20 protein-coding genes are annotated in these 21246 nt (G+C 45.1%); 16 read left to right on the top strand and 4 right to left on the bottom strand.

Translation table 11 applies throughout. The features are described from left to right. Window positions 1-23: 23 nt before the first annotated feature. Window positions 24-923: a LysR family transcriptional regulator gene (locus tag G400_RS0110900; RefSeq protein ID WP_017261520.1), complete on the bottom strand. Its 900-nt coding sequence runs from the start codon at window positions 921-923 to the stop codon at window positions 24-26. A 168-nt stretch (window positions 924-1091) separates the two neighbouring features. Between G400_RS0110900 and G400_RS15150 the strand changes: the two genes are divergently transcribed. The 3 genes from G400_RS15150 to G400_RS0110915 all read left to right on the top strand — a co-directional run bounded on the left by G400_RS15150 (window position 1092) and on the right by G400_RS0110915 (window position 3274). After that, entirely contained in the window at window positions 1092-1973 is an 882-nt protein-coding gene (locus tag G400_RS15150) for an alpha/beta fold hydrolase (protein ID WP_017261519.1), read from the top strand. A gap of 120 nt (window positions 1974-2093) precedes the next feature. Beyond that, window positions 2094-2666: a hypothetical protein gene (locus G400_RS0110910; RefSeq protein ID WP_017261518.1), complete on the top strand. Its 573-nt coding sequence runs from the start codon at window positions 2094-2096 to the stop codon at window positions 2664-2666. 5 nt (window positions 2667-2671) lie between these two features. After that, window positions 2672-3274 carry a cadmium resistance transporter gene (locus G400_RS0110915; RefSeq protein ID WP_162129498.1) on the top strand — a complete coding sequence of 201 codons (603 nt, stop codon included), beginning with the start codon at window positions 2672-2674 and terminating at the stop codon, window positions 3272-3274. A 68-nt stretch (window positions 3275-3342) separates the two neighbouring features. Here G400_RS0110915 and G400_RS0110920 read toward each other — a convergent pair whose 3' ends face one another. Next, window positions 3343-3993 carry a metal-dependent transcriptional regulator gene (locus G400_RS0110920; protein WP_026017100.1) on the bottom strand — a complete coding sequence of 217 codons (651 nt, stop codon included), beginning with the start codon at window positions 3991-3993 and terminating at the stop codon, window positions 3343-3345. 474 nt (window positions 3994-4467) lie between these two features. On the opposite strand from G400_RS0110920, the gene G400_RS0110925 reads away from it, so the two are divergent. Further along, window positions 4468-6306 carry a heavy metal translocating P-type ATPase gene (locus tag G400_RS0110925; protein WP_017261515.1) on the top strand — a complete coding sequence of 613 codons (1839 nt, stop codon included), beginning with the start codon at window positions 4468-4470 and terminating at the stop codon, window positions 6304-6306. 19 nt (window positions 6307-6325) lie between these two features. Next, complete coding sequence (locus tag G400_RS0110930) at window positions 6326-6664, top strand: iron chaperone (RefSeq protein WP_017261514.1); 339 nt, start codon at window positions 6326-6328, stop codon at window positions 6662-6664. A gap of 664 nt (window positions 6665-7328) precedes the next feature. Here the strand turns inward: G400_RS0110930 and G400_RS0110935 are convergent. After that, on the bottom strand, window positions 7329-8531 hold the full coding sequence (locus G400_RS0110935) for an aminotransferase-like domain-containing protein (protein ID WP_017261513.1): 1203 nt from the start codon (window positions 8529-8531) through the stop codon (window positions 7329-7331). A 215-nt stretch (window positions 8532-8746) separates the two neighbouring features. On the opposite strand from G400_RS0110935, the gene G400_RS0110940 reads away from it, so the two are divergent. The 3 genes from G400_RS0110940 to G400_RS0110950 all read left to right on the top strand — a co-directional run bounded on the left by G400_RS0110940 (window position 8747) and on the right by G400_RS0110950 (window position 12572). Beyond that, window positions 8747-9193 (top strand): CopY/TcrY family copper transport repressor, encoded by a 447-nt coding sequence (locus G400_RS0110940; protein ID WP_017261512.1) that lies wholly within the window; start codon window positions 8747-8749, stop codon window positions 9191-9193. Between the two features lie 169 nt (window positions 9194-9362). After that, a complete protein-coding gene (locus G400_RS0110945) occupies window positions 9363-11405 on the top strand; it encodes a heavy metal translocating P-type ATPase (protein ID WP_017261511.1) in 2043 nt (680 codons plus the stop codon). Between the two features lie 483 nt (window positions 11406-11888). Next, the gene (locus tag G400_RS0110950; protein ID WP_017261510.1) at window positions 11889-12572 is read left to right on the top strand and encodes a hypothetical protein; all 684 of its coding nucleotides are present in this window, start codon (window positions 11889-11891) and stop codon (window positions 12570-12572) included. A gap of 522 nt (window positions 12573-13094) precedes the next feature. On the opposite strand, the gene G400_RS0110955 is transcribed toward G400_RS0110950, so the two are convergent. Continuing rightward, complete coding sequence (locus tag G400_RS0110955) at window positions 13095-13751, bottom strand: DUF805 domain-containing protein (protein WP_017261509.1); 657 nt, start codon at window positions 13749-13751, stop codon at window positions 13095-13097. 128 nt (window positions 13752-13879) lie between these two features. On the opposite strand from G400_RS0110955, the gene G400_RS0110960 reads away from it, so the two are divergent. The 8 genes from G400_RS0110960 (at window position 13880) to G400_RS16565 (ending at window position 21242) form a co-directional block, all read left to right on the top strand. Next, window positions 13880-14395, top strand: a complete 516-nt coding sequence (locus tag G400_RS0110960) for a GNAT family N-acetyltransferase (protein WP_017261508.1) — start codon at window positions 13880-13882, stop codon at window positions 14393-14395. A gap of 124 nt (window positions 14396-14519) precedes the next feature. After that, window positions 14520-14663, top strand: coding sequence for a hypothetical protein (locus tag G400_RS16400; RefSeq protein WP_017261507.1), 144 nt, complete (start codon window positions 14520-14522; stop codon window positions 14661-14663). 509 nt (window positions 14664-15172) lie between these two features. Continuing rightward, entirely contained in the window at window positions 15173-16636 is a 1464-nt protein-coding gene (locus tag G400_RS0110970) for an amidase (RefSeq protein ID WP_017261506.1), read from the top strand. Window positions 16637-16648: 12 nt separating this feature from the next. After that, entirely contained in the window at window positions 16649-17644 is a 996-nt protein-coding gene (locus G400_RS0110975) for an NAD(P)/FAD-dependent oxidoreductase (RefSeq protein ID WP_017261505.1), read from the top strand. Window positions 17645-17783: 139 nt separating this feature from the next. Further along, a complete protein-coding gene (lepB, locus tag G400_RS0110980; protein WP_017261504.1) occupies window positions 17784-18377 on the top strand; it encodes a signal peptidase I in 594 nt (197 codons plus the stop codon). Between the two features lie 243 nt (window positions 18378-18620). Next, window positions 18621-19082, top strand: a complete 462-nt coding sequence (locus G400_RS0110985) for a MarR family winged helix-turn-helix transcriptional regulator (protein ID WP_017261503.1) — start codon at window positions 18621-18623, stop codon at window positions 19080-19082. 377 nt (window positions 19083-19459) lie between these two features. Then, on the top strand, window positions 19460-20737 hold the full coding sequence (locus G400_RS0110990) for a CPBP family intramembrane glutamic endopeptidase (protein WP_017261502.1): 1278 nt from the start codon (window positions 19460-19462) through the stop codon (window positions 20735-20737). 370 nt (window positions 20738-21107) lie between these two features. After that, the gene (locus tag G400_RS16565; protein ID WP_263640342.1) at window positions 21108-21242 is read left to right on the top strand and encodes a hypothetical protein; all 135 of its coding nucleotides are present in this window, start codon (window positions 21108-21110) and stop codon (window positions 21240-21242) included. The last annotated feature ends 4 nt before the right edge of the window (window positions 21243-21246 follow it).

Raw genomic sequence — 21246 nt, forward strand, 5'->3', positions numbered from 1 at the left:
ATGCGAATAGACCAGTGACAAGGTTAATCAATATCAGTAGCAGGGATAGCGGTTGGTAGCTGGCTTTTGATGGTCTGAACCATTTGCTCAACAGTGGCAGGGTGCCAATTTTTGCGGAACAATAGCTGAATGTGCAGTTTCGTGGGAATGTTCGGAGTTAAACGTTTTAGCAGTCCATTTGCTAATTCGTCCTGGATTACGAAATCTGGTAGAAAACTGAATCCCAGACCAGCGCTTACGGTTTGCTTGATGGCTGCCAAACTCCAGACTTCCATCGTTTGCATATGCGTCTCGGAATATTGTTGATGGCGATACTGTTCAAAGGCCTGTCGGTAGCCACACTGTTTTTCATTGATAACGAAGTGAGCTTGCGGTTGTGCCAATATAGCTTCCAGTGTGGTCGGCGCATCTCTGGCCGCAACGAGCGAACAGCGTTGTTCGCCTAAGTCGATGACTGATAATTGTGGATCTGGCTTAAATAATGGCCACAGCATTATGGCAACGTCGGCCTGGTCGGATAGTAACAGTTTGCGGTTTTGAACACAGGTTGCATTGTTAATGGTGAGATTAACGAGGGGATTGTGTGCGGCAAAACTTTGCAGGATCGGATTCAAACCGTACAACATTAACGATTCCGGGACCGACAAACGCAGTGAGCCACTCAGTTGATGTGGTGTTGCCAAGTCGGTGACTTGTTGATAGCTCGCTAAAATAGCGTCGGCAAGGGGAACCAGTCGTTTGCCAGCTGGGGATAAACGTAGTGTCTTACCACGAAAAAGAAAGGGTGGTTCGCCGATGACACTCGCCAGTCGTTTCATTTGCGCAGTAATTGTTGATTGCGTGTAATTAAGTTCGGTAGCGGCAGCCGAATAACTTCCGGTCGCCAAAATGATTTTAAATGTTCGAAAGTACTGAATATCCATAAGTATTGCCTCCATCGGTGATTTGAAAGAGAACTATCACTTTTTTGTCTTTTTAACGTGGTTCAATATTTTCAATAGTTTAGTTTAAAAAGTTCAATTTTTATGAATGCCAATTTGTTCTTATACTAAATAAAAAGAGAACGTTGCACAAGCTGGAGGCAATTTAGAATGGAAAAAATAATTGATACACAGAATCTGCACATGGCCGTTAACATCAGTGGTCCTAGTGATGGCCAGCCATTGATATTACTCCACGGCTGGCCGGATAGTTGGCACACTTGGGATGCAATGCTACCGATATTACACCAAGCGGGTTACAAGACGTTTGTTCCGTCACTGCGGGGATTTGGCCACACTTGCTTCCGACATGAACAAACGCGCCGGACCGGTAGCTTTTTCGCATTGGCTCAAGATATTAAGGATTTGATCGATGTACTGCAATTGGGGCAAGTGCGGTTGATTGGTCAAGACTGGGGCGCGTTTACAGCGTTAATGATGAGCAACCTATGGGGGACGGCCATTGTTCGCAGTAGTGTAGTCCTCGCAGAGGGGTGGCAAACGTTTGGAAACCTATCCTTAGATCAAATTCAAAATTTCTGGTATCAGTGGTTCATGACAACGGAACAGGGTGAGCGTTACGTGCGCAATCATCCATTAACATTTGCCGAACACATGTGGCAATCGTGGAGTCCACAATATGAACTAACTGATGCGGATCACGCTGATTTTGAAGAAACATTTGCCAATCCAGATTGGGCAGCGGTGACGCTCGATATGTATCGGTCTCGCTGGGGGTATGCACCGACGGATGGGAATTACGCACCGTTAGCTGAACGGGTACAACGAAATGATCGAATTGCAGTGCCAACGCTAAACATAATTGGTCGGGCCGATGGTTGTACTGATTATCACCAGGCTAGTTCAATGGCCTCGTTTATGGATGGACCGTTCAAACAGGAATTGTGGCCGCAAGCAGGACACTTTCTCCAACGAGAACAATCAACACGAGTCGCCAATGAAGCCATTCAGTGGTTTGAACATACTAAATAACGTAACTAGAAAATGGCGCTGTGACAAAATAACAAAATAATCATAGTCAATAAAAAAGATGGACGCGCTTGTCGAAAACCATAATAATGGAGAGGCAATTGACAAGGTGGGACATTCATCATGATGACAGTGATTTTGAGTTTACTATTATTAATTTATTTTATCCGTGGTCAGTTTGGGTTTGAACGCCCTAAACGCTGGCGATACTGGTTAATTCCGATTTTTTCATTAATTATGTTTGGCGTGACGTTTAAATATAGCGGCGTCAACGTTATCATCGCGTTGGGGATGTTGATACTTGGTACCGTAATAGGTGTGTATCAAGGCCAATTTGCCACGATTCGTCCGATAAAAAAGTCAAATTTAGAAGATCGCGTGGAAGTACGTGGTGGGCTTCACTACCTCATCGGGTGGGCGTTGATTTTAGCGATTCAAGTGGTCGCTGAAGCGACTCTGAAACACGAGGAACTTGCCATTGTGGCGGTGTCTAAGGAAGCTTTTCAGGGCGTCATCGAGGAACTATTTCCACTTCGACGAATTCACGGCGGTGGTTGGTGGGTTCTATGGGCCTTGTCTGCAAGTTCCAGCCTGAGTTACACCTTAACTTTGGGTCGTCGTTCACCGGCCTTCTGGGCAACGATTAAACGACATGCGCGACGTGACGAACGCCGTGCTGACCGGAAACGGATGTGATGAGCATGGCGTTGATATGGTCAGCAGTCGTGGCTTTTTTGGTCACGAATACAGATGATTTAATTCTGTTAATGTTGTTTTGGGGAATCGTGCGCACGGTCCGTGACCGGACGATCGTCATTGTTGGTCAGTATGCCGGGATTCTGTCACTGGTTGCGGCCAGTTGGCTACTTAGTTTAGGTTTCATGACAGTCCCAACAAAGTGGGTCGGTTTATTGGGACTGCTACCGTTGACTGTTGGGGTTGTCAATCTTTGGAAATGGGTCAAACGGCCACAAGCCGTAACCGAAGCCACGGCGGAGGAAGCCAGTACTGTTTCCGCAATATCTGGCAAACTCTCCGTGGCATTGGTTTGGAGTGTGACCGTCGGTGATGGTGGGGACAATCTAAGCGTCTACATCCCGTTTTTTGTACATCAACCGTTGTGGCGAATGGTCACAATTGTTTTCGTCTTTATTGTGATGACGGCTTTTTGGCTATGGTTAAGTAACCGTTTGGTCCAAACGAAGGCTATCGCTCATGGCATTGAACGGTTTGGTACATGGTTGATTCCATGTCTGTTCATCATCATTGGTCTATTTATTATTTTAAGTAGCGGTTTATTTTAAACAAAACTCAAAAGGCGATTTCACCACGTTTTTGCGTGCTGAAATCGCCTTTTTGGAAAACTATTCAATTATAATTTATCAACGAAAATATTGTTGGCGGCCTTAAAACTGACATCAACAGTAGAACCATCGGCTTTCGCTAACGTCAATGGGCCTTCAAACGGTGCGTGACTTTTGATCGTGTACGTTTGTTCGATAGAGAAGTTGAGGCTTTCCAAGTAGTCCAGCAAGTCGTGGTTATCCACGAACCGTGCCAAACGAATCTTTGTGCCATCTGCAACTTCGTCCAGCGTTGTCCGACTGCCGACTTCGTAGTTACCGGCCTGATCAGGAATGGCACCGCCGTGTGGGCAGTGACCAGGGTGATCTAGAAAGGCGTCAAGTGCGTCAATCATATGATCACTTGAGCTGTGTTCCAGTTTTTCCGCCTCTTGATGCACTGTTGCCAAAGTGTAGCCTAATTTTTGAAATAGGAAACACTCCCATAAACGGTGTTTACGAACCAGTTCCTCAGCTGCCTTACGACCAGACTTAGTTAGTGAGATCCCAGCATAAGGTGTGTGTGACACCAACCGTTCTTCCACTAATTTATTGATCATTTCAGTAACTGACGCCGCCGCAATGTCGAGACTCAACGATAATTGTTTATTTGAAACTTTTCCAGAAACGCCACCTAATTCAAAAATCATTTTTAGGTAGTCTTCCTTCATAGGAGTCATTTTATTCCACCCGTTAATTTAATTTTGTGCGTTACAACATTTATAGCCCATTTACGCATAAATAACAAGTAAATGACGGCGAAGATAGAGAAAAAGTAAGTGGCGTCACAATTGGTTTTAAGCGATTTTTATATTGTTGAGTGATTGTCACAGTATAAGCATTTAAATTGTCTCTTATTAATGATTGCTTGATAATTATTATGTTGCAGATGATTATCGCTTCATAAGACAAGCGGCGTGCCCTTGTCTTGCAGCATAGGTGCTCATAAGTTTCATTTGACTCACTCTTGAGCTGTCTTTTTTTGAAAACAACAGTGTCGAATTAAACGTATCCTTAATAGTTATTGAGACCAATTTAAAGGAAAAGTATTTTTTGAATAAATAGGGTGGAAAAATAAACTATTTATTGATTGCTTAGAATGATTCTAATATAATAAGTTTAACAAACAACACATAACGAAGGAGAGGGTACCCATGAAAAACCGGCAAAAACTGAGTTTGATCATTTCGGTCGCCGTCATTGCATTAGTGTTGCAATTTATCGCACATCAAGCGCCTGCTGCTCAGTGGTTGATTACAATCGTAGGGGCGGTAATGGCGTTTGGAATGTTGATGGGGATGATTCGAACGCTACGCAGTGGTAAATATGGCGTCGACCTCCTTGCAATTACAGCGGTGGTTGCCACACTTGCCGTTGGTGAGTACTGGGCCGCGTTGGTTGTTTTAGTTATGCTAACTGGCGGCGATGCGTTGGAAGATTTTGCATCACGGCGTGCGAACAGTGAGTTGCAGGCATTACTGGATAAAACACCCGAAGTTGCGCACCGCGTGACAGATGACACCATCACTGATGTCGACGTTGATTCATTAAAGGTTGGCGATCGCTTGCTAATCAAGCCCGGCGAAATGGTTGGGGCTGACGCACATGTCGTTATTGGGACGTCTACGTTTGACGAATCTTCTTTGACCGGTGAGGCACGGCCAGTTGAAAAGGGCGTTGGAGATGAAGTGATGTCTGGTGCAGTGAATGGAGATCAAATCATCACAGTTCAGGTTGACAAACTGGCGGCTGATAGCCAATACCAAAAGATTATTCAATTAGTTCGTGAAGCGGAAGCACGGCCGGCGCATTTCGTGCGCATGGCGGATCGCTACGCTGTGCCATTTACATTGATTGCTTATGTGATTGCGGGAATTGCTTGGTTCATTTCTAAAGACCCAGTTCGTTTTGCGCAAGTGTTAGTGGTTGCGTCGCCATGTCCATTGATTTTGGCGGCACCGACTGCGCTAATTTCTGGGATGTCACGGGCATCACGCAACGGGATCATCGTTAAAACTGGGACAACTCTTGAAAAACTAGCTGATGCGCGTAGTATTTCGTTTGATAAAACTGGGACGATCACGAATGGTGTTCTAAGCGTTGATCAAGTGATACCGGAAGGCTCAACTACAAATGATCAGTTGTTGCAGTTAGCGGCTAGTGTAGAACAGGGCTCGAGCCACATTCTGGCCCGATCATTGGTTGAACATGTTGGTGCACAACATTTGGTACCCGTTAGCGATGTGGCGGAATCTACAGCAAACGGCGTGAGCGCACAGGTTGATGATCATCTTATTAAGGTCGGCAAACTTAGCTTTGTGACCGAAGAAAAGTTATCACCACAGCAGCAAACTGCCGTATATGTCTCATGCGATGGTAAATATTTGGGTGCCATTACGTTTATGGATACCATGCGAGACGAAGCGCCGGCAACCATGAATTGCTTGCGTCGCTTGGGTGTGGATCATATTATGATGTTGACGGGTGATCAACGACAAGGCGCCATGACCATTGCACAGCAGGCTGGCGTTGATGACGTTCACGCTGAGTTATTGCCAGCGGATAAGATTGCTGCGCTCAAACAAGTGCCGAAAAATTTACGACCAGTCATTATGGTCGGGGATGGCGTGAACGACGCACCATCGCTGGCAACCGCTGATGTCGGCATTGCAATGGGAGCCCACGGATCGACTGCGGCTAGCGAGTCCGCTGATGCTGTTATCGTGAAGGATGATTTGAGTCGTGTAGTGAGTGCCCGTATCATTGCCGCGGATACTATGCGAATTGCCAAAGAATCCGTGCTGATCGGGATTTTCGTTTGTGTCGGCCTGATGTTGATTGCGGCTACTGGAGTTGTGCCCGCATTAATCGGTGCCTTGTTGCAGGAAGTCGTGGACACTGTGTCGATCCTTTCTGCATTGCGGGCTCGTCGTGGTAAGAAACGACCAGCAAGTCAGTTAGCCGGATTAAAAGCGGACATCGTTAATGCCTAGGCATGGAATCGAGGAAAAGATGACGGTGATCGAACAATATATCGCGGATCAGCCAGCAGAACGGCAGGCGCGATTGAACGAATTATACGTATTGTTGAAGGCAGAGTTGCCTAATGCACAAGAGAAAATCTCGTACGGTATGCCAACATTTTATGGTCAACGTAACATTATTCATTTTGCGAATATGAAGCACCATACCGGTTTGTATCCTGGCGCGGAACCGATTGCGTTGATGCAAACGGAGTTAAGTGATTTTCATACTAGCAAGGGTGCTATTCAACTGCCACTAGACAAGCCATTGCCGGTTGACCTAATCAAAAAAATTGCTCAGTTGGCTTTGGTACGTGAGCAACGGTAGATTGTGGCTGTCGTGACAGCTTTCGCTGCCGGTTGGCAACATTGACACGCCGCCGTGGGACCGGTTCAAGCCTTCAAAAACCGAAGTCTTTCACCTCGCCGTCGAGCCTCGTGAAGCCCGCGAGTCTTGACGTCCGTCCGTGATGTAAATCTGAGCAAAATCACTCAGATTAACATCACCTGCACGGCTTGGTGTCAATGTTGCCGTCCTCTCGCTCACATAGCAGTGGGCACCACGTCACCACTAAACTAGACAACACCACGTTCAGACATTGTCTAATTTCTGGTAATGCTGTCTAGATGTGGAAATTCCTGTGATTTTTCACAACGCTAGAGTTGTTCCCATATGTGAGATAGTTAAAAATCTTTAGAGCGGGCTTTGGTTATGTAGTGGAGCTGACCGGCGACAGAGTTTCGGTGTCGACAATACTTAATGGCGGGGGCTTGGCCATTTAGTATTGTGGGACGACTTGTGAGACGTACTGTGGCTCAGAATCGAGGTTGAAAACCGCGGCTTTTGCGGGTTGAGACCGGTCCTCACGGAAACGGCGTCGCAGGTCGGCGTAACGGACGAATATTATGTACAAAAAGTAGCGTCCAGACTATCAAAAAGTTGATAATCTGGACGCTGTTTTTTGAATGAATCAAAGAGAGGGCGGAAAAACTTACTGCACTTTGACAGTATTTTCAGTCAGTGCGGTTGCCAGTCGTTGAATGCCAGCAGTGATTTGTTGTTCATCAACACCGGAAAAGTTCAACCGCAGGCCATTGTGTACGTTTTGATGAGCGAAGAAGACTTGACCGGGAACGTAACTGATATGTGCTTGCGGCATCACAACATCCTGTAACAATGCTTGTGTGTCGACATTTTCTGGCAGTGTCAACCAAACGAAGAAACCACCGTCAGGGCGTGTGAATTTAACTGTGTCTGGCATGAATTCGGTCAGTGCGTTAAGCATCGCATCTAGTCGATTGCGATAGGTAGTCAGCATGTTAGCCACATGTTGGTTTAAGTCGTTGTTATCCAAAAAGGCAGACACAGCATGCAACATAATGGCTGGTGATTCAAGATCACTGGTTTCTTTCAGTTGACGCAGTTTATTGATGACCATTTCATCCGCGACCACCCAACCGGTACGCAAACCTGGCATTAAAATTTTTGAGAAGCTGCTGATGAAAATAACACGACCATGGCGGTCAAAGGATTTAATAGCTGGCAATGAGTGACCGTGGTACCGCAAATCGCGGTATGGTGTATCTTCAAGAATGTAGAAGTGATATTCTTCAGCTAGTTCAACCAACCGCTTCCGTTTGGCAACGGACATCGTAACACCGGTGGGATTATGAAAATCAGGCACTGTGTAGACCAGTTTGATATTGGGATGGGTTTTCAACAATGAGGTGAGTGCATCAACATCCATACCGTCGTCTTCCATTGGCACGTCTAAGTAAGTAGGACCATATTGATCAAACGAAGCGAGGGCACCAACATAAGTAGGCGTTTCGACAGCGACTTCATCACCAGTGTCGAGCAGCAACTTGGCTACTAAATCAATTGCTTGCTGGCCGCCTTGGGTGACCAATACATTATCAGCCGTGGCATTGATGCCGGCCGTTTGGTGAACGCGATTGGCCAGTTGTTGACGAAGGTGAACGGGGCCAGCGACCTCTTGATACTCAAATAAGTGGTTACCCGCAGTATCGATGGCGGTGTTAAAGGCGTTTTGCATTTGTGCGGTTGGAAACAGGTCAGGATTGGGATTGCCAGCGGAAAATTTAATCCCGTCTGGACCTAACTGCCCACCAAATAACTGTGCCAAACGACTTTCTGTGCCAATGGCGGCACGATCTGCAAATAATTCACTCATAACTGTCGCTTCCTCTCTTTTACTTGTTGCCAAGTATAAAGGATATTATTGAATAAATAAAACTCAACTTTTTCAATTTAAAGTGAATTTAATTCATCATAAAATTAAAACCCATGTGTTCATACCAACAAAACAACATCGTTGAAAAAACACGATTACAAGTGTAAACTTTACTCATTGGAACTAGTTAAAGATGACGAAAGGTGGTTATCAACATGGAAGCCACAGTAAAACTTGAAATTAGTGATGCGGAATGGGAAGTAATGCGAATTGTGTGGACGTTAGGTGAATCGAACAGCCGCCAGATTACCGAAATTTTAGCTGACAAGATGGGCTGGAAGTCAGCCACAGTTAAGACACTACTGGGGCGTTTGGTTAAGAAGCAGGCGCTCACAACGAGAAAGGACGGTAACGCATTCATTTATACGCCGTTGGTTGCTGAACAAGATGCCATGGATAGTGCAACACGCGCTTTGTTTGGCCACCTGTGTCAGATGAAAGTCGGTCAAACGTTAGCTGACTTGATTGATGATCTGACGCTCAGCAAGGCAAACATTGCTGACCTGCAAGCTCAATTGGCGGAAAAAGCGAAGACGGCCCCAGAGACGGTAGCATGCGATTGTTTGCCAGACGGCTGCGATGTCATGAAGCAGGAAGCCTAATTAAATATTTGTCTTGACGAAAGGGAACTGTTTGGCGTAATGGCCAGCCAGTTCTTTTTTTCATGAAATCACGAAACTTATGACTTGACGATTTTCGTTTACGATTGTAAACTGTACCTATCGATTACAAATGTAAACGCAAAAATATAAGCGTCAAGGGAGGCACATGATGAACAACATGTCGATGGGTCATGAGATGAAGCACGACGAAATGAATCAGGATGATATGCAGATGGCTGGGCATGGCATGATGCATATGGGTAATCTCAAACGGAAGTTTTGGGTGTCCTTAGTCTTAACGATTCCGATTATTTTATTAACGCCAATGATGGGTGCACGTTTGCCGTTCCAATTGTCGTTTCCAGGTTCTGACTGGGTGGTGGCGTTAATCGGGACCATTTTGTTCTTCTATGGTGGGGCACCATTCTTTTCCGGAGCCGTTGACGAATTGAAAACGCGCAAGCCAGCGATGATGGCGCTGATTGCTATGGGTATTTCCGTTGCGTACATTTACAGTATTTATGCCACAATCGCGAACAATGTGTTCGACGTGAAGCCTATGGTGATGAATTTCTTTTGGGAATTGGCAACGTTGATCGACATCATGCTACTAGGTCACTGGATTGAAATGAACGCAGTGATGAATGCCGGTTCAGCGGTTGATTCACTGGCCAAACTCTTACCGAACACTGCACACAAGATCGTCAATGGACAGACACAGGATGTTCAAGTCAACGAATTGGCCGCGGGTGATCATGTGTCAGTAAGAGCGGGTGAACAGATTCCGGCTGACGGTGTGTTGGTAAGTGGAACCACTAGTGTTAACGAAGCCATGGTTACGGGTGAGGCCAAACGGATTGAGAAGAAGGCCGATGATAAAGTTATTGGCGGCTCAGTCAACGGTGATGGCACGTTTGAAATGACGATTACCGGAACAGGCGATTCAGGTTATTTAGCGCAAGTTATGGATTTGGTGGCCAATGCGCAACAGTCGAAGTCAGAACAGGAAAACATGGCTGATAAAGTTGCTGGGACGCTGTTTTACGCAGCATTATTGGTCGCCATCGTAGCCTTTGTGACATGGCTATTCATCGGTAATTTGGCGCTGGCACTATCTGTGGCAGTGACGGTGCTCGTGATTGCCTGCCCGCATGCGCTCGGTTTAGCAATTCCGCTGGTCGTTGCCCGAAGCACTTCTATTGCTGCCCGTAATGGTTTGTTGATCCGCAATCGAGACGCAATGGAGCGTGTTAAAACATTAAAGTACGCCTTGATGGATAAGACGGGGACCCTAACTGAAGGAAACTTTGAGGTGCATGCTGTTGGCAGTTTAATTGATGGCGTGAGCGATGATGCGGTATTGGCCCAGTTGGCTGGTCTGGAAAATGGGTCTAGCCATCCATTAGCAGTTGGTATTTTGAACGCGGCCAAACACCGCCAAATTACAGCGGCAAAAGTAAGTGACATTGCTCAGATTACCGGTGTCGGCGTGCAGGGCCGTGCAGATGGTCATAAGGTGGCCATTGTCTCGGCCACATATCTGAACCAGCAGGGAATAGCTTACGACCACCAGCAGTTTGATGAACTTGCTAGTTCAGGCAATTCTGTTAGTTATTTGCTTGTAGATGATCGATTAACTGGTTTTGTGGCGCAGGGGGATGAAATTAAACCAGCTGCCAAACACATGATCAGTATGTTAAAAAAGCAACACATCGTGCCCGTTATGTTAACGGGTGATAACGAACAAACGGCTCAAGTGGTTGCCAAACAATTGGGTGTCGACGAAGTGCGAGCGCAATTGATGCCAGAGGATAAGGAGAAAATTGTTCGCCAGTATCAGGAAGATGGTTCCGTCATGATGATTGGTGATGGGGTTAACGACGCGCCAAGTTTAGCGCGTGCAGATATTGGTGTGGCGATTGGCACGGGCACAGATGTGGCGATTGATTCGGCCGACGTTGTGTTGGTTCGCAGCGACCCTAACGATGTTGTTGAATTCTTGAATTTAGCTCGTAAGACAACTGGTAAGATGACAGAGAACCTCTGGTGGGGGGCTGGTTATAATATTTTAGCCATCCCATTGGCAGCAGGGGTCCTGGCACCGTTGGGCTTTATCTTGAGCCCAATGCTCGGGGCAGTGTTGATGTCTCTAAGTACAGTGATCGTAGCGATTAACGCGATGACACTGCGGGTAAATAAACAAGCTGAATAATTTAAAGACCACAATTCCGATTTGTTTCAGAATTGTGGTCTTTTTATGAGACTAAATGCTTCTTTTTCTGTCATCCTCATGGAATTATGAGTTTTTCCTTGTGTAACCAATTTCTTTAAATCTTGGACTCGCTGTAATTCGTTCAAATAGGTGAATATCGAGTACATTTCTTTGCCAAAAAATGTTAGTGGATTTAATATCAATCAGGTTCACTAATATGCTTTTATCACTTGGGAGGGATGCTATGGGTCTTAATGAGCCCCTAAGTCGTGAATGTCTCATCAATTTGGTGATTGCGTTTATAGGACTTAGTCGCTGCGAATACTCATATGTACTCAAGGAGGGATTAAATAATTGGTAATTAAATATTCCTAATTTTCGAAAAAAGATAATCTGGTTGGAAGGTAGAGAATACTATTGTATTTCTATCAGTAGTTTTGAAAGTATTTAAATATAATTAATAGGCAAGGAGATATTTTTATCATGAAAAACAAGATTGCAACGGGCCTAATTTTAGCAGTGCTACCAATGACTTTAGCAACTGTCGGTACTACAAATGTAAAAGCTGATGCGACACATGCCACGACGTTTGAAATGAAAAGAAACGATATGAGTAAGACGTCTGGTGCCATCGTTGGAAGCTATAATAGTAAGGACAAGAAGGTTGTTGGAGCAACCTTGCCTGGTAAGTCTGTGTCATTCAAGGTCTCTATGTTGAAAGGAGACTCAACATACTTGCATTTTGCCTTTATGCACGCCGCATCTGGATCAAAGGGTTGGTATTTTGCCCCAATGTCAGCAGATGGAATCAAATTAAGTAAGGCAGACTTTAAAGATGGTAAGAGTATAAATATTACGAATAAAATCGGATTGTTTGCGGCTCCGGACGCAAGCACGGTGAAGTCAGTCAAAGCAAATGACGGTAAGCTGAAATACAAAAAGACTTCAAAGTTCCTAAAGGCGACTGTTAAAGAAAACGATGGCAAATATACGGTTACTATCAAAAACATGTCTAAGGGCAATTACAAAACGCCATTTTCATCTGGTGTTTGGGGTACCGAAATGAATGGATCAAAGGCTTTTGACCACACGCCATCAGCAGCATTAAGTAAGCTCGCTACGATGGGACACCGTGACGATTTACTAAAGACAGCCGAAATGAAATAAGGTAGATAAGGCATCACACTGGGCTTGAAGTTAGGGATATTTAAATCCACACGAAGATGTAGTTATTTGAGTACATGGTCTATAAAAAATAAATCTCATATTCTGGCAATAATCACCTCACGAGTGATAGATGAGTTATGATAGTTCATCTGTCACCCGTGTGTCACCCGTGAGGGGATTTTTTATTCACTGTGAAGCCGTTTTGTTGATTATTATTACCAGCACAACGGTTAGCGGTGACCATCATATTTAAGTGTTGTTATTTTTCTGTGGGGTTACTTCTAAAACATACCGATATGTTTTGATCTTCGCCTTAGATAATTTGCAGCAAATTGAAATGTTTAACAAGCCTGCCAGTATTGATGTCCTTGAGTACAGTGATCGTAGCGATTAACGCGATGACACTGCGGGTAAATAAAATAAGCTGAATAATTTAAAGACCACAATTCCGATTTGTTTCAGAATTGTGGTCTCTTTATACCGTTAATTTAAGTTGGCATGCCAAACAGCGGACTAAAGGGCTTATTTGCCCGTTGTTTCGTTTGTTATAGTTGTGCTTTCAGTTTCACTGTTAACCGTCTTTGAGTCGCCACCATCATCGTTGGGATTAGTCGTAGGCGTTGGGTCAGCTAAGTAACGGTTAGGTCGTTTGGACTTCTTGGCTAGCAATCCCCATTCAATGAGTTCGAGGATGAAGAATATCAGTAATGCCAGAAATCCCCACTCAAAATTGGCCATGGCAGCGTTCACGTGACCATTCTGGTAGTTCACGACTAACAAGATCAATTCGTACATGGTAGTTAAGAAGAGTAGCAAACGGACTATCCACAGGCCAATCAACCAATGTGCTGACCAATTGAAGTCGTGGGAGCGACGAACCGCAATGGTGAATTTGGGGATGAGCGTTGCCAACATGAAAATAATGGCAAGAATGACAAACGTATTGGCGAATACACTGTTCTCACCACCGGCAAACAGCCAGTGGGTAAGGTGAGGATTTCCAGTCCCCACCCGGGCTGACGGATGGTCATTGAAATCAAAGGCTCGCAGATATTGCATGGCCTGAAACAGGATTTCAAAAAAGAAGTTAACCAGAAAAGCCCACCAAAATTCGGCCCGGGTCGCAACACCCTTAATATGAAATGATTGTTGCCAAAACTTTTTGTACGCGACTAACATGATGTTTCCCCTCACATTTCTTAGCAGAATTATACCATGCGACCCCGCAATAAAAAGTAAAGCAACCCTTAATTCTGACTTTACTAGCCTAAATTTGTATAATAGCGTCATGAGAAAGAAGGCGAACCATGATTTTTGAAAAGTATCATCCAATCATGACCAAACATTATGAGTTAGACTGGCTAACCACATTCAAGGTGAAGGAAGTCTTTGAATTGCGCCATGATTCTAATATAGCAAGGCTGGTCAATCGAGATGTTGATGCAACCATCATGGACACGGCTGCTCACGTTAACCGTGTCATGAGCAAGATTATGAACAATGACGCGTTGGTATGGGGCATTGGTGACAAGCGGACGGGTGAATTTTTAGGGACGTTTGGGTTCGATTCTTTTACAGTGGATCGCAAAAACGCAGCAATTACGTTTGAACTATTGCCGTCTGCTCAGCGTCAGGGTGTCATGAGTGAAGTGCTGAGTCATATGCTGTCATTTGCATTTGATGAGCTCGATCTTCAAAAGGTTATTGCAACCGTGCAACCAGCCAATGTTCAGGCCGTCATGCTCTTGAAGGGGCAGGGCTTCATGTTGGGTCGCGAGACGACGGGTGAGCTACAGCTTGAACTGAAACAAGACGAACGGTAATTTTGGATAAAACAAAGTTTACCAAAATCTGATAAAAGCGCTACAATGAAACCAACGAGCCGTCCCCACAATGCGTGGGACTTAATGGCGCCCGTTTCTTTTCCATTTAAAAGAGGCGAATATCATGGCTAAATTGAGTAAGGAAGAACGTAAGGCTTTGATCGAAAAGGCCGAAGAAGATCGTGCTAAGAACCCAAAGCCAGAATCAAAAGAATCTGGTTTTGCCACGATTGATGCAGATGCAAAGAAGTTGGAAGGCGAAAACTAGTTTTCCAACGTGGTTGCTTACATAGGTAAGCGTGCCGAGTGATAACAATTGTTGTCGCTATTAATAAAAATAAGGTTAAATGATGCATATTAAATGTGTCATTTGGCCTTATTTTTATTTATGTCATGACTGTGCAGACTAGTATCAGTTGTTGTTAACTGATGTGCGTCTGTATTTTGTTAGGATATGAGCTGGAGGACGGTAACAGTGATACCGAGCCGTGATGGTGATGTTAATTAGATGGTTTTTCCGAATTTACATCACGGACGGTCGCAGAGACCCGGTTTTTCACGGGGCTATGCGACGAGGTGAGAGACCGTGAACTTCGTGCTCGATCCGGTCCCACGGCGAGCGTGTCACTGTTGCCAACCGTAAGCGCAGGCCAAGCACGATAAAGTACCTCACCACATATTAAGACATCCTCAATGTGTCACTCAAAAATCGCATGCAAAACATGGAATGCGGTATAATTTAGCTAACAATCAACAAACGTTTGGAGGCGAATTGTCATGGCAGATGCATTGGAATTAGCACGTCGGGTTCGCAATGGCGAAGTGACCAGTGAGGCCTTGGTCGAAGCAGCTTTTGCACGGATCGCAGCGACCAACGATGACTTGAATGCAGTCGTTCACACGCGCCGTGAAAAAGCGCTGTCGGAGGCCCGCCAGTTGCAGGATCTCGGTCGGCCCTTTTTAGGCGTACCATTGTTGCTGAAGGATCTCGGACAAAATTTAAAAGGCGAGCCAGCCACGCTGAGTGCACGCCTATTCAAAGATGAGATTGCGGGCAAAACAGATAACTTTGTTGCCGCATTGCAGGATGCCGGTTTTATTATAATCGGTCAAACGAATGCGCCAGAGTTTGGCTTCAAAAACATTACTGATCCGGTGCTGTATGGTAAAACGCGAAATGCGTGGGATCGCGACTATTATCCTGGTGGTTCATCTGGTGGCGCAGCGACAAGTGTTGCAGCCGGTTATGTGCCACTAGCAGCTGGTAATGATGGTGGTGGATCAATCCGCATTCCAGCCTCGTTTTCTGGCTTGATTGGATTGAAACCCACACGTGGGCGAGTGCCTGTCGGTCCTGATGGCTGGCGTGGCTGGGCCGGCGCGTCCATTAACTTTGCGTTGACGCATTCAATTCGTGATACAGCTGCCCTATTAGACTGGTTGCAAACGTACCAACCGGAGGCACCATTTAGTACGCCGGTTAACCTACAAGGGTTCGCTGCGCAACTCTGGGATCAGCCAGCTCATCTGAGAATTGCTTACAGTACAAAATCACCCGTTGGCACGCCTGTTTCTAAGGCGGCTGTGCAGGCGGTTGAAGACGCTGTGACATTCTTACGGGAACAGGGCTACGAAGTGGTCGAAAAGAGCAATCCATTGGATGGTGCGGCACTCATGCGGTCTTACTACATGATGAATGGTGCTGAAACCGCCGCAATGTTTGATTCTGTTAATCAGGCCTTAGGACGTTCGGTTGGGCCAGATGATATGGAACGGTTGACGTGGCTGATCTATCAGGCAGGGCTAGGTGTCACTGGCGCACAGTATAGTCAGGCAATGGGTCTATGGGATCAAGCCAGTGCACAGATGAATGACTTTTTGGATACGTATGATCTGTATCTCACCCCAACGACTGCTTACCCGGCACCACGTTTGGACAATCCTTTGGTGGATCCAGATATAGATGCTCAGATCGATCATGTGACGCGGATGAAATCATCTGAGCGTTTGCAACTGTTGTGGGATTATTTTGAACAGGCGCTGACATTGTCGCCATTTACACAACAGGCTAATTTAACAGGACAACCGGCTATCAGTTTGCCAACATTTGTGACTGACGCAGGATTACCAATCGGCATTCAGTTTACCGCCCGTAAAGGTGATGAATTGGCAGTGTTGCGCATTGGCCGTTTGTTTGAACAACAACATCAGCTAAAATTACCCACTTTTGAAGAGGAATGACAGGATTTAATAATGGATGAAGCAATGTATGATTTAACAATTATTGGCGGTGGTCCCGTGGGCTTATTTGCCGCTTTTTACGCAGGTTTGCAGGAGTTAAAAACGCAAGTTGTTGAAAGCTTGCCCCAGGTTGGTGGCCAATTAACCACGTTGTACCCGGAAAAACGGATTTTGGATGTGGCCGGTTTTAGCCACGTAACCGCCCAAGAATTAGTCGACAGATTAGTGGCACAAACGAGTGAATTTCCTGTTACGATAAAGACGGAAACAACAGTGACGAACGTGAGTGGTCAACTGGGTGATTTCACGATCACGACCAACAAGGATGTGACGCATTCTAAGGCCGTTTTAGTGACTACAGGTAATGGCGCTTTTACGCCGCGCAAACTGGCTGTGGATAACGCAGAGGCTTTTGAGGGGCGTAATCTTTGGTACTTTGTGCCGAAGGTCGCTCAATTTAAGAATCATGACGTGATGATTGCCGGTGGTGGAGATGCGGCCATTGATATTGCATTGATGTTAGAACCGGTAGCTCATCATGTGTATTTGATGCACCGACGTGATTCATTTCGGGCCTTGCCACACAGTGTGACTAGGCTAAATGAATCCGGTGTTGAAACAGTTACGCCTTATCTCGTGAGTGGACTGACGGCAAATGGCAAGCAGGTGACAGTTGACTTAAAAGAAATGAAAACAGACAATCATCGAACGGTTACTGTGGATGATCTGGTTGTGAATTATGGCTTTATCTCAGATCACAGTGTGTTTGAAAACTGGGACCTGCAGTTTGATCAAAACAGGCAACAAGTGGCTGTCGATGGTAGCATGAAAACTAGCGTTGACGGCATTTACGCCGCTGGTGATACGGCCAGCTACGATGGTAAAGTGGCCTTAATTGCGACGGGATTTGGTGAAGCGGCTACGGCTGTCCACGCCGCTGCATTTGCTATCGATCCACACCATCGTGGTCCAGTGCACAGTACGTCGGTTCATTTACCCAACGAATAGTCGATAAAAACGATATTTTAACAATTATTGTTTTTATCACTTTATGTCGGTCAAAAAACGGCTATAATAATATCTACTAATGTCTTTTTAATCTATAGTAAAAGCCCTGTGAAAGGATGTGCTTCACATTAAAAAAGTTATGAGTTGGGTGTGGCCAATTTTAATTGGTTTTGCCATTGCAATGTTAGTTAAATGGCTGCTGATTGCGCACGTACGTGTCGATGGGCCCTCAATGTTGCCTAACCTTCAGAATGACGAGCGGGTGTGGGCCTTTAAGCAGGCGCCATTAAAGCATGATCGGGTCATCGTGTTTAAGGCTTACGGTGTGGACCCACAGGCGACTGATACTAAAGTTATGTATGTTAAGCGGATTATTGGAATGCCTGGGGATACGATTGATTATCACGCTGATGGGAAGTTATACGTGAACGGGAAGTTTGTTTCCCAGAGCTATATCACTAAAAAGCAACAACAGGCTGGTACACTAACGGCTTTACCACATAACGGTAATGACTACAAAGGCTTTAATCTAAAAACACTTAGCTATGATGAAAACTGGACGCGTAATGCTGGCGTCACTAAAGTTCCCAAGGATAGTTATTTTGTTCTCGGGGATAATCGTGCTGTGTCAAACGACAGTCGGTACTATGGATTTGTACCTAAGAGCAAAGTTGTTGGTGTCGTTAAGGCCTATCCGTGGTCAGAGCATCATGAGCAAATTAACGTAAAATGAATTTATTTTAGTTGAAGAAGGGACGATAACGCCAAGTTTAGGCATTATTGTTCCTCTTTTTATGCAATAAATTTGGTTAAATGGGTATAATATTAATAAGTTTATGGTATTTTTTAGGTTTCTCAACTACAATTAAGTACAATTCATTTCATAAGTTTAACTTTAATCACTTGGGCAAAGCTATAAGTGGATCAAAGACAACTGGGTTTATTACAGTAATTTTTGAGAAAAGGGGTTCTCGTAATGTCCGAACCAATGAATAATCAGGAAAATGTTGATGCAATGGTTGCAGTATTGTGTGATCACTACGTTAACGAAGTTTATGTTGCTAACCGTGCGGCAATTAATTTTGTTAATCATTTCGGCCTTAATTTACAAACAGCCGTTTTGTTGAGACGAATCGCTGCAAACAAAGGGATCACCGTTTCGCAACTTACCAAGGAAACACCATTTTCAATGAGTGTTGTGTCGACGCAAATTGGTAAGCTATTAAAGGATGATCAGGTTGAAATGAAAACGACAGCCGATGATCGCCGGACCAAATTGGTTTTCTTAACCAATAAGGGTGTTCGTTTGCATCACAAGATTGAAAAGTCAATTCGTGAATCAGTTGAAAGTTTAGGCGACACCATTTCAATTGAAAAAATCGATGATGCAATCAAGTTAATTGAACAACTTGGCGCATCCTTACCGACCTTCGAATAAAAAAGACATCAATGCGGATATTTATAGCGTGTTGGTGTTTTTTTGTGCGCCGGAAAATGGTGATTATCTGACCGCTTATGGTTGCAAGCTTGCACGTCGTTTAAATGTTGACTTCTGTCATAACAGGGCAGTTACCCAGTTCTTTAGCGATAAATAATGTGTTTTACAAAGAAGCAATCTGATTCCTTCTCATCATCACGGTTTTAATCGCTTATTATGATTGCCTCACATCAGCACGTTGATATATTTTTAGTGATATGATTATAAAATCATAAGAGATTCCAGCGAAATTAAAGTGACCGATAAAACTTTAATAAATGATGGAGAACTTCGGTCATCGAATAACACTAAATTGCTGAACGCGGAGGTGAGCTGATATGGGGAGACAGGGATTAACGACAAACATAGGATTGCGACGCTGGTTTTTCGTGCAGGTAATCATTCAAGAGCTTATTTTGATTGTGGGGCGTGTCGTGCTCCATCAAAATCGAACTGCGGTGGCGGTGTTACTGGATGTGATGCTGGCATTAAATTTATTAGGATTGATTTTGTTGGCTCCAAGCGAGGAAACATTAGCAAATCGTCATTGGTTTAAACGTTTTTTGTATCGTTTCAATCACTATGGTCAAGTATTTGTTCAGACGGTTACAGTTTCATTGGTACTTATGGTATTGGCGGGCATCTGTGTGAAGCGGTTGCACGTTAACGCTAATGCTGCTGCGATCGTAGTCTTTATCATGTCATTGCTGGTTTATATTCCTATCGGTGTGTTTGCATACGGCCGCATTGAATCATTGGTTGGCCGGATTGTGGTCCTCTTCTCAGTTGGGTTTGAGGTCATCGTGGCTGCGCCAGAAATTGCGGTCATGGCGTTTGAAAAGGCATTGGCGCCAGTAGTAAAAGACTTGGCAACCAGTGGTTTTGTTGGTGCCTTTAGTTTCGTGATTATTACGGGCTTTGCAATGAAAGTTTGGGGATTCCGTTTGCCTCGATTTGGGTTTTCCAGAACGGCGCAGTGGTGGATCGTCGTTTTACTGGCATTGTTTTGTGTTGGCTACGTCATTTTTAATAGTTTTGACGCAGGAACATCGTTTAGAACGCTGTGGAAATTCGACTTTCACATGAAGTCACCGACCTTCAAGATGATGTTAAACGGAGTGGAACCTGGGGTCGTGGAAGAATGGCTACTTCGCTTTGCTACGCTTAGTCTCATGACGCGTGCGTTTGAGTTTTCACGTCATCAGTTTGGTTGGTCTGTGGCCGTTACCAGTATTTTGTTTGGCTTATTTCATCTGCCAAACGCACTTCAGGGGCAAAGCTGGTCGGCTACATTTGAACAGGCGCTTTCGGCAGCCAGTATCGGTTGTTTGTTAGCCGCTTTGTATTTGTACACACGTGCTTTGTGGTGGCCGATGCTATTCCATTTCAGCGTTGATAGCTTTGCGTTTATGAGTAGTGGCACCCAGACAATGGGGAAACCGGGGATGTTTGACTGGTGGATGACTGTTATCCTAGCCATTATCTTTATCGCCATCACCATTTTCTTACTGACAGGTGAGCGGGGCCGCAATGCCAAACGGAATTTCCCAGAGTTTACTGGGAATGGGTTGTTTTTCGGCGGTTCGGTTGCCCTTCAAACGTTTCCGACCCGTTAGTTACCGATTTAGGTTGATGTGAGTCATTGCTGGACGTCGCTTGCGGTTGCCAACATTGACACGCTCGCCGTGGAACCGGTTCAAGCCCGAAGTTCACGGTCTTTCACCTCGCCGTAAAGCCTCGTGAAGACCGCGAGTCTTTCCGACCGTCCGTAACCTAAATTCGGTCAAATCACCGAATTAACGTTATCTTCACGGCTCGGTGTCAATGTTGGCGCCCTCCAGCTGACATAACCGGAAATCATTATCTAACAGTAAATGGGCTGTTGATTAATAATCTACTACATGAGTGAAGATGACCGAAGACATAGTTCCGTGTCGGCAACACTTGGCGGCAGGGGTTTGGCCGCTTAGTGTTGCGGGATGACTTATGAGACGTGGGCTTCGGCTCATAATCAAGGTTAAAGACTCCGGGTTTAAGGATGCTGAGACCGGTCCCCACGGAACAGCGTTTTCGGTCAGCGAAGCGGTTGTCATCAAGAACGTTATGTCGCAGACAATTTAGAAGT

The organism is Furfurilactobacillus rossiae DSM 15814 (genome assembly GCF_000428925.1).
In the GTDB taxonomy this organism is placed as follows: Bacteria; Bacillota; Bacilli; order Lactobacillales; family Lactobacillaceae; genus Furfurilactobacillus; species Furfurilactobacillus rossiae.

Coding starts and splice junctions, on each gene's coding strand:
- G400_RS15150 (WP_017261519.1), top strand. CDS start 1,092: ATGGAAAAAATAATTGATACACAGAATCTGCACATGGCCGTTAACATC.
- G400_RS0110955 (WP_017261509.1), bottom strand. CDS start 13,751: ATGTTAGTCGCGTACAAAAAGTTTTGGCAACAATCATTTCATATTAAG.
- G400_RS16400 (WP_017261507.1), top strand. CDS start 14,520: ATGGCTAAATTGAGTAAGGAAGAACGTAAGGCTTTGATCGAAAAGGCC.
- G400_RS0110975 (WP_017261505.1), top strand. CDS start 16,649: ATGGATGAAGCAATGTATGATTTAACAATTATTGGCGGTGGTCCCGTG.
- G400_RS0110940 (WP_017261512.1), top strand. CDS start 8,747: ATGGAAGCCACAGTAAAACTTGAAATTAGTGATGCGGAATGGGAAGTA.
- G400_RS0110915 (WP_162129498.1), top strand. CDS start 2,672: ATGGCGTTGATATGGTCAGCAGTCGTGGCTTTTTTGGTCACGAATACA.
- G400_RS0110920 (WP_026017100.1), bottom strand. CDS start 3,993: ATGACTCCTATGAAGGAAGACTACCTAAAAATGATTTTTGAATTAGGT.
- G400_RS0110990 (WP_017261502.1), top strand. CDS start 19,460: ATGGGGAGACAGGGATTAACGACAAACATAGGATTGCGACGCTGGTTT.
- lepB (WP_017261504.1), top strand. CDS start 17,784: ATGAGTTGGGTGTGGCCAATTTTAATTGGTTTTGCCATTGCAATGTTA.
- G400_RS0110950 (WP_017261510.1), top strand. CDS start 11,889: ATGAAAAACAAGATTGCAACGGGCCTAATTTTAGCAGTGCTACCAATG.
- G400_RS0110925 (WP_017261515.1), top strand. CDS start 4,468: ATGAAAAACCGGCAAAAACTGAGTTTGATCATTTCGGTCGCCGTCATT.
- G400_RS0110935 (WP_017261513.1), bottom strand. CDS start 8,531: ATGAGTGAATTATTTGCAGATCGTGCCGCCATTGGCACAGAAAGTCGT.
- G400_RS0110960 (WP_017261508.1), top strand. CDS start 13,880: ATGATTTTTGAAAAGTATCATCCAATCATGACCAAACATTATGAGTTA.
- G400_RS0110910 (WP_017261518.1), top strand. CDS start 2,094: ATGATGACAGTGATTTTGAGTTTACTATTATTAATTTATTTTATCCGT.
- G400_RS0110945 (WP_017261511.1), top strand. CDS start 9,363: ATGAACAACATGTCGATGGGTCATGAGATGAAGCACGACGAAATGAAT.
- G400_RS0110970 (WP_017261506.1), top strand. CDS start 15,173: ATGGCAGATGCATTGGAATTAGCACGTCGGGTTCGCAATGGCGAAGTG.
- G400_RS0110985 (WP_017261503.1), top strand. CDS start 18,621: ATGTCCGAACCAATGAATAATCAGGAAAATGTTGATGCAATGGTTGCA.
- G400_RS16565 (WP_263640342.1), top strand. CDS start 21,108: ATGAGACGTGGGCTTCGGCTCATAATCAAGGTTAAAGACTCCGGGTTT.
- G400_RS0110930 (WP_017261514.1), top strand. CDS start 6,326: ATGACGGTGATCGAACAATATATCGCGGATCAGCCAGCAGAACGGCAG.
- G400_RS0110900 (WP_017261520.1), bottom strand. CDS start 923: ATGGATATTCAGTACTTTCGAACATTTAAAATCATTTTGGCGACCGGA.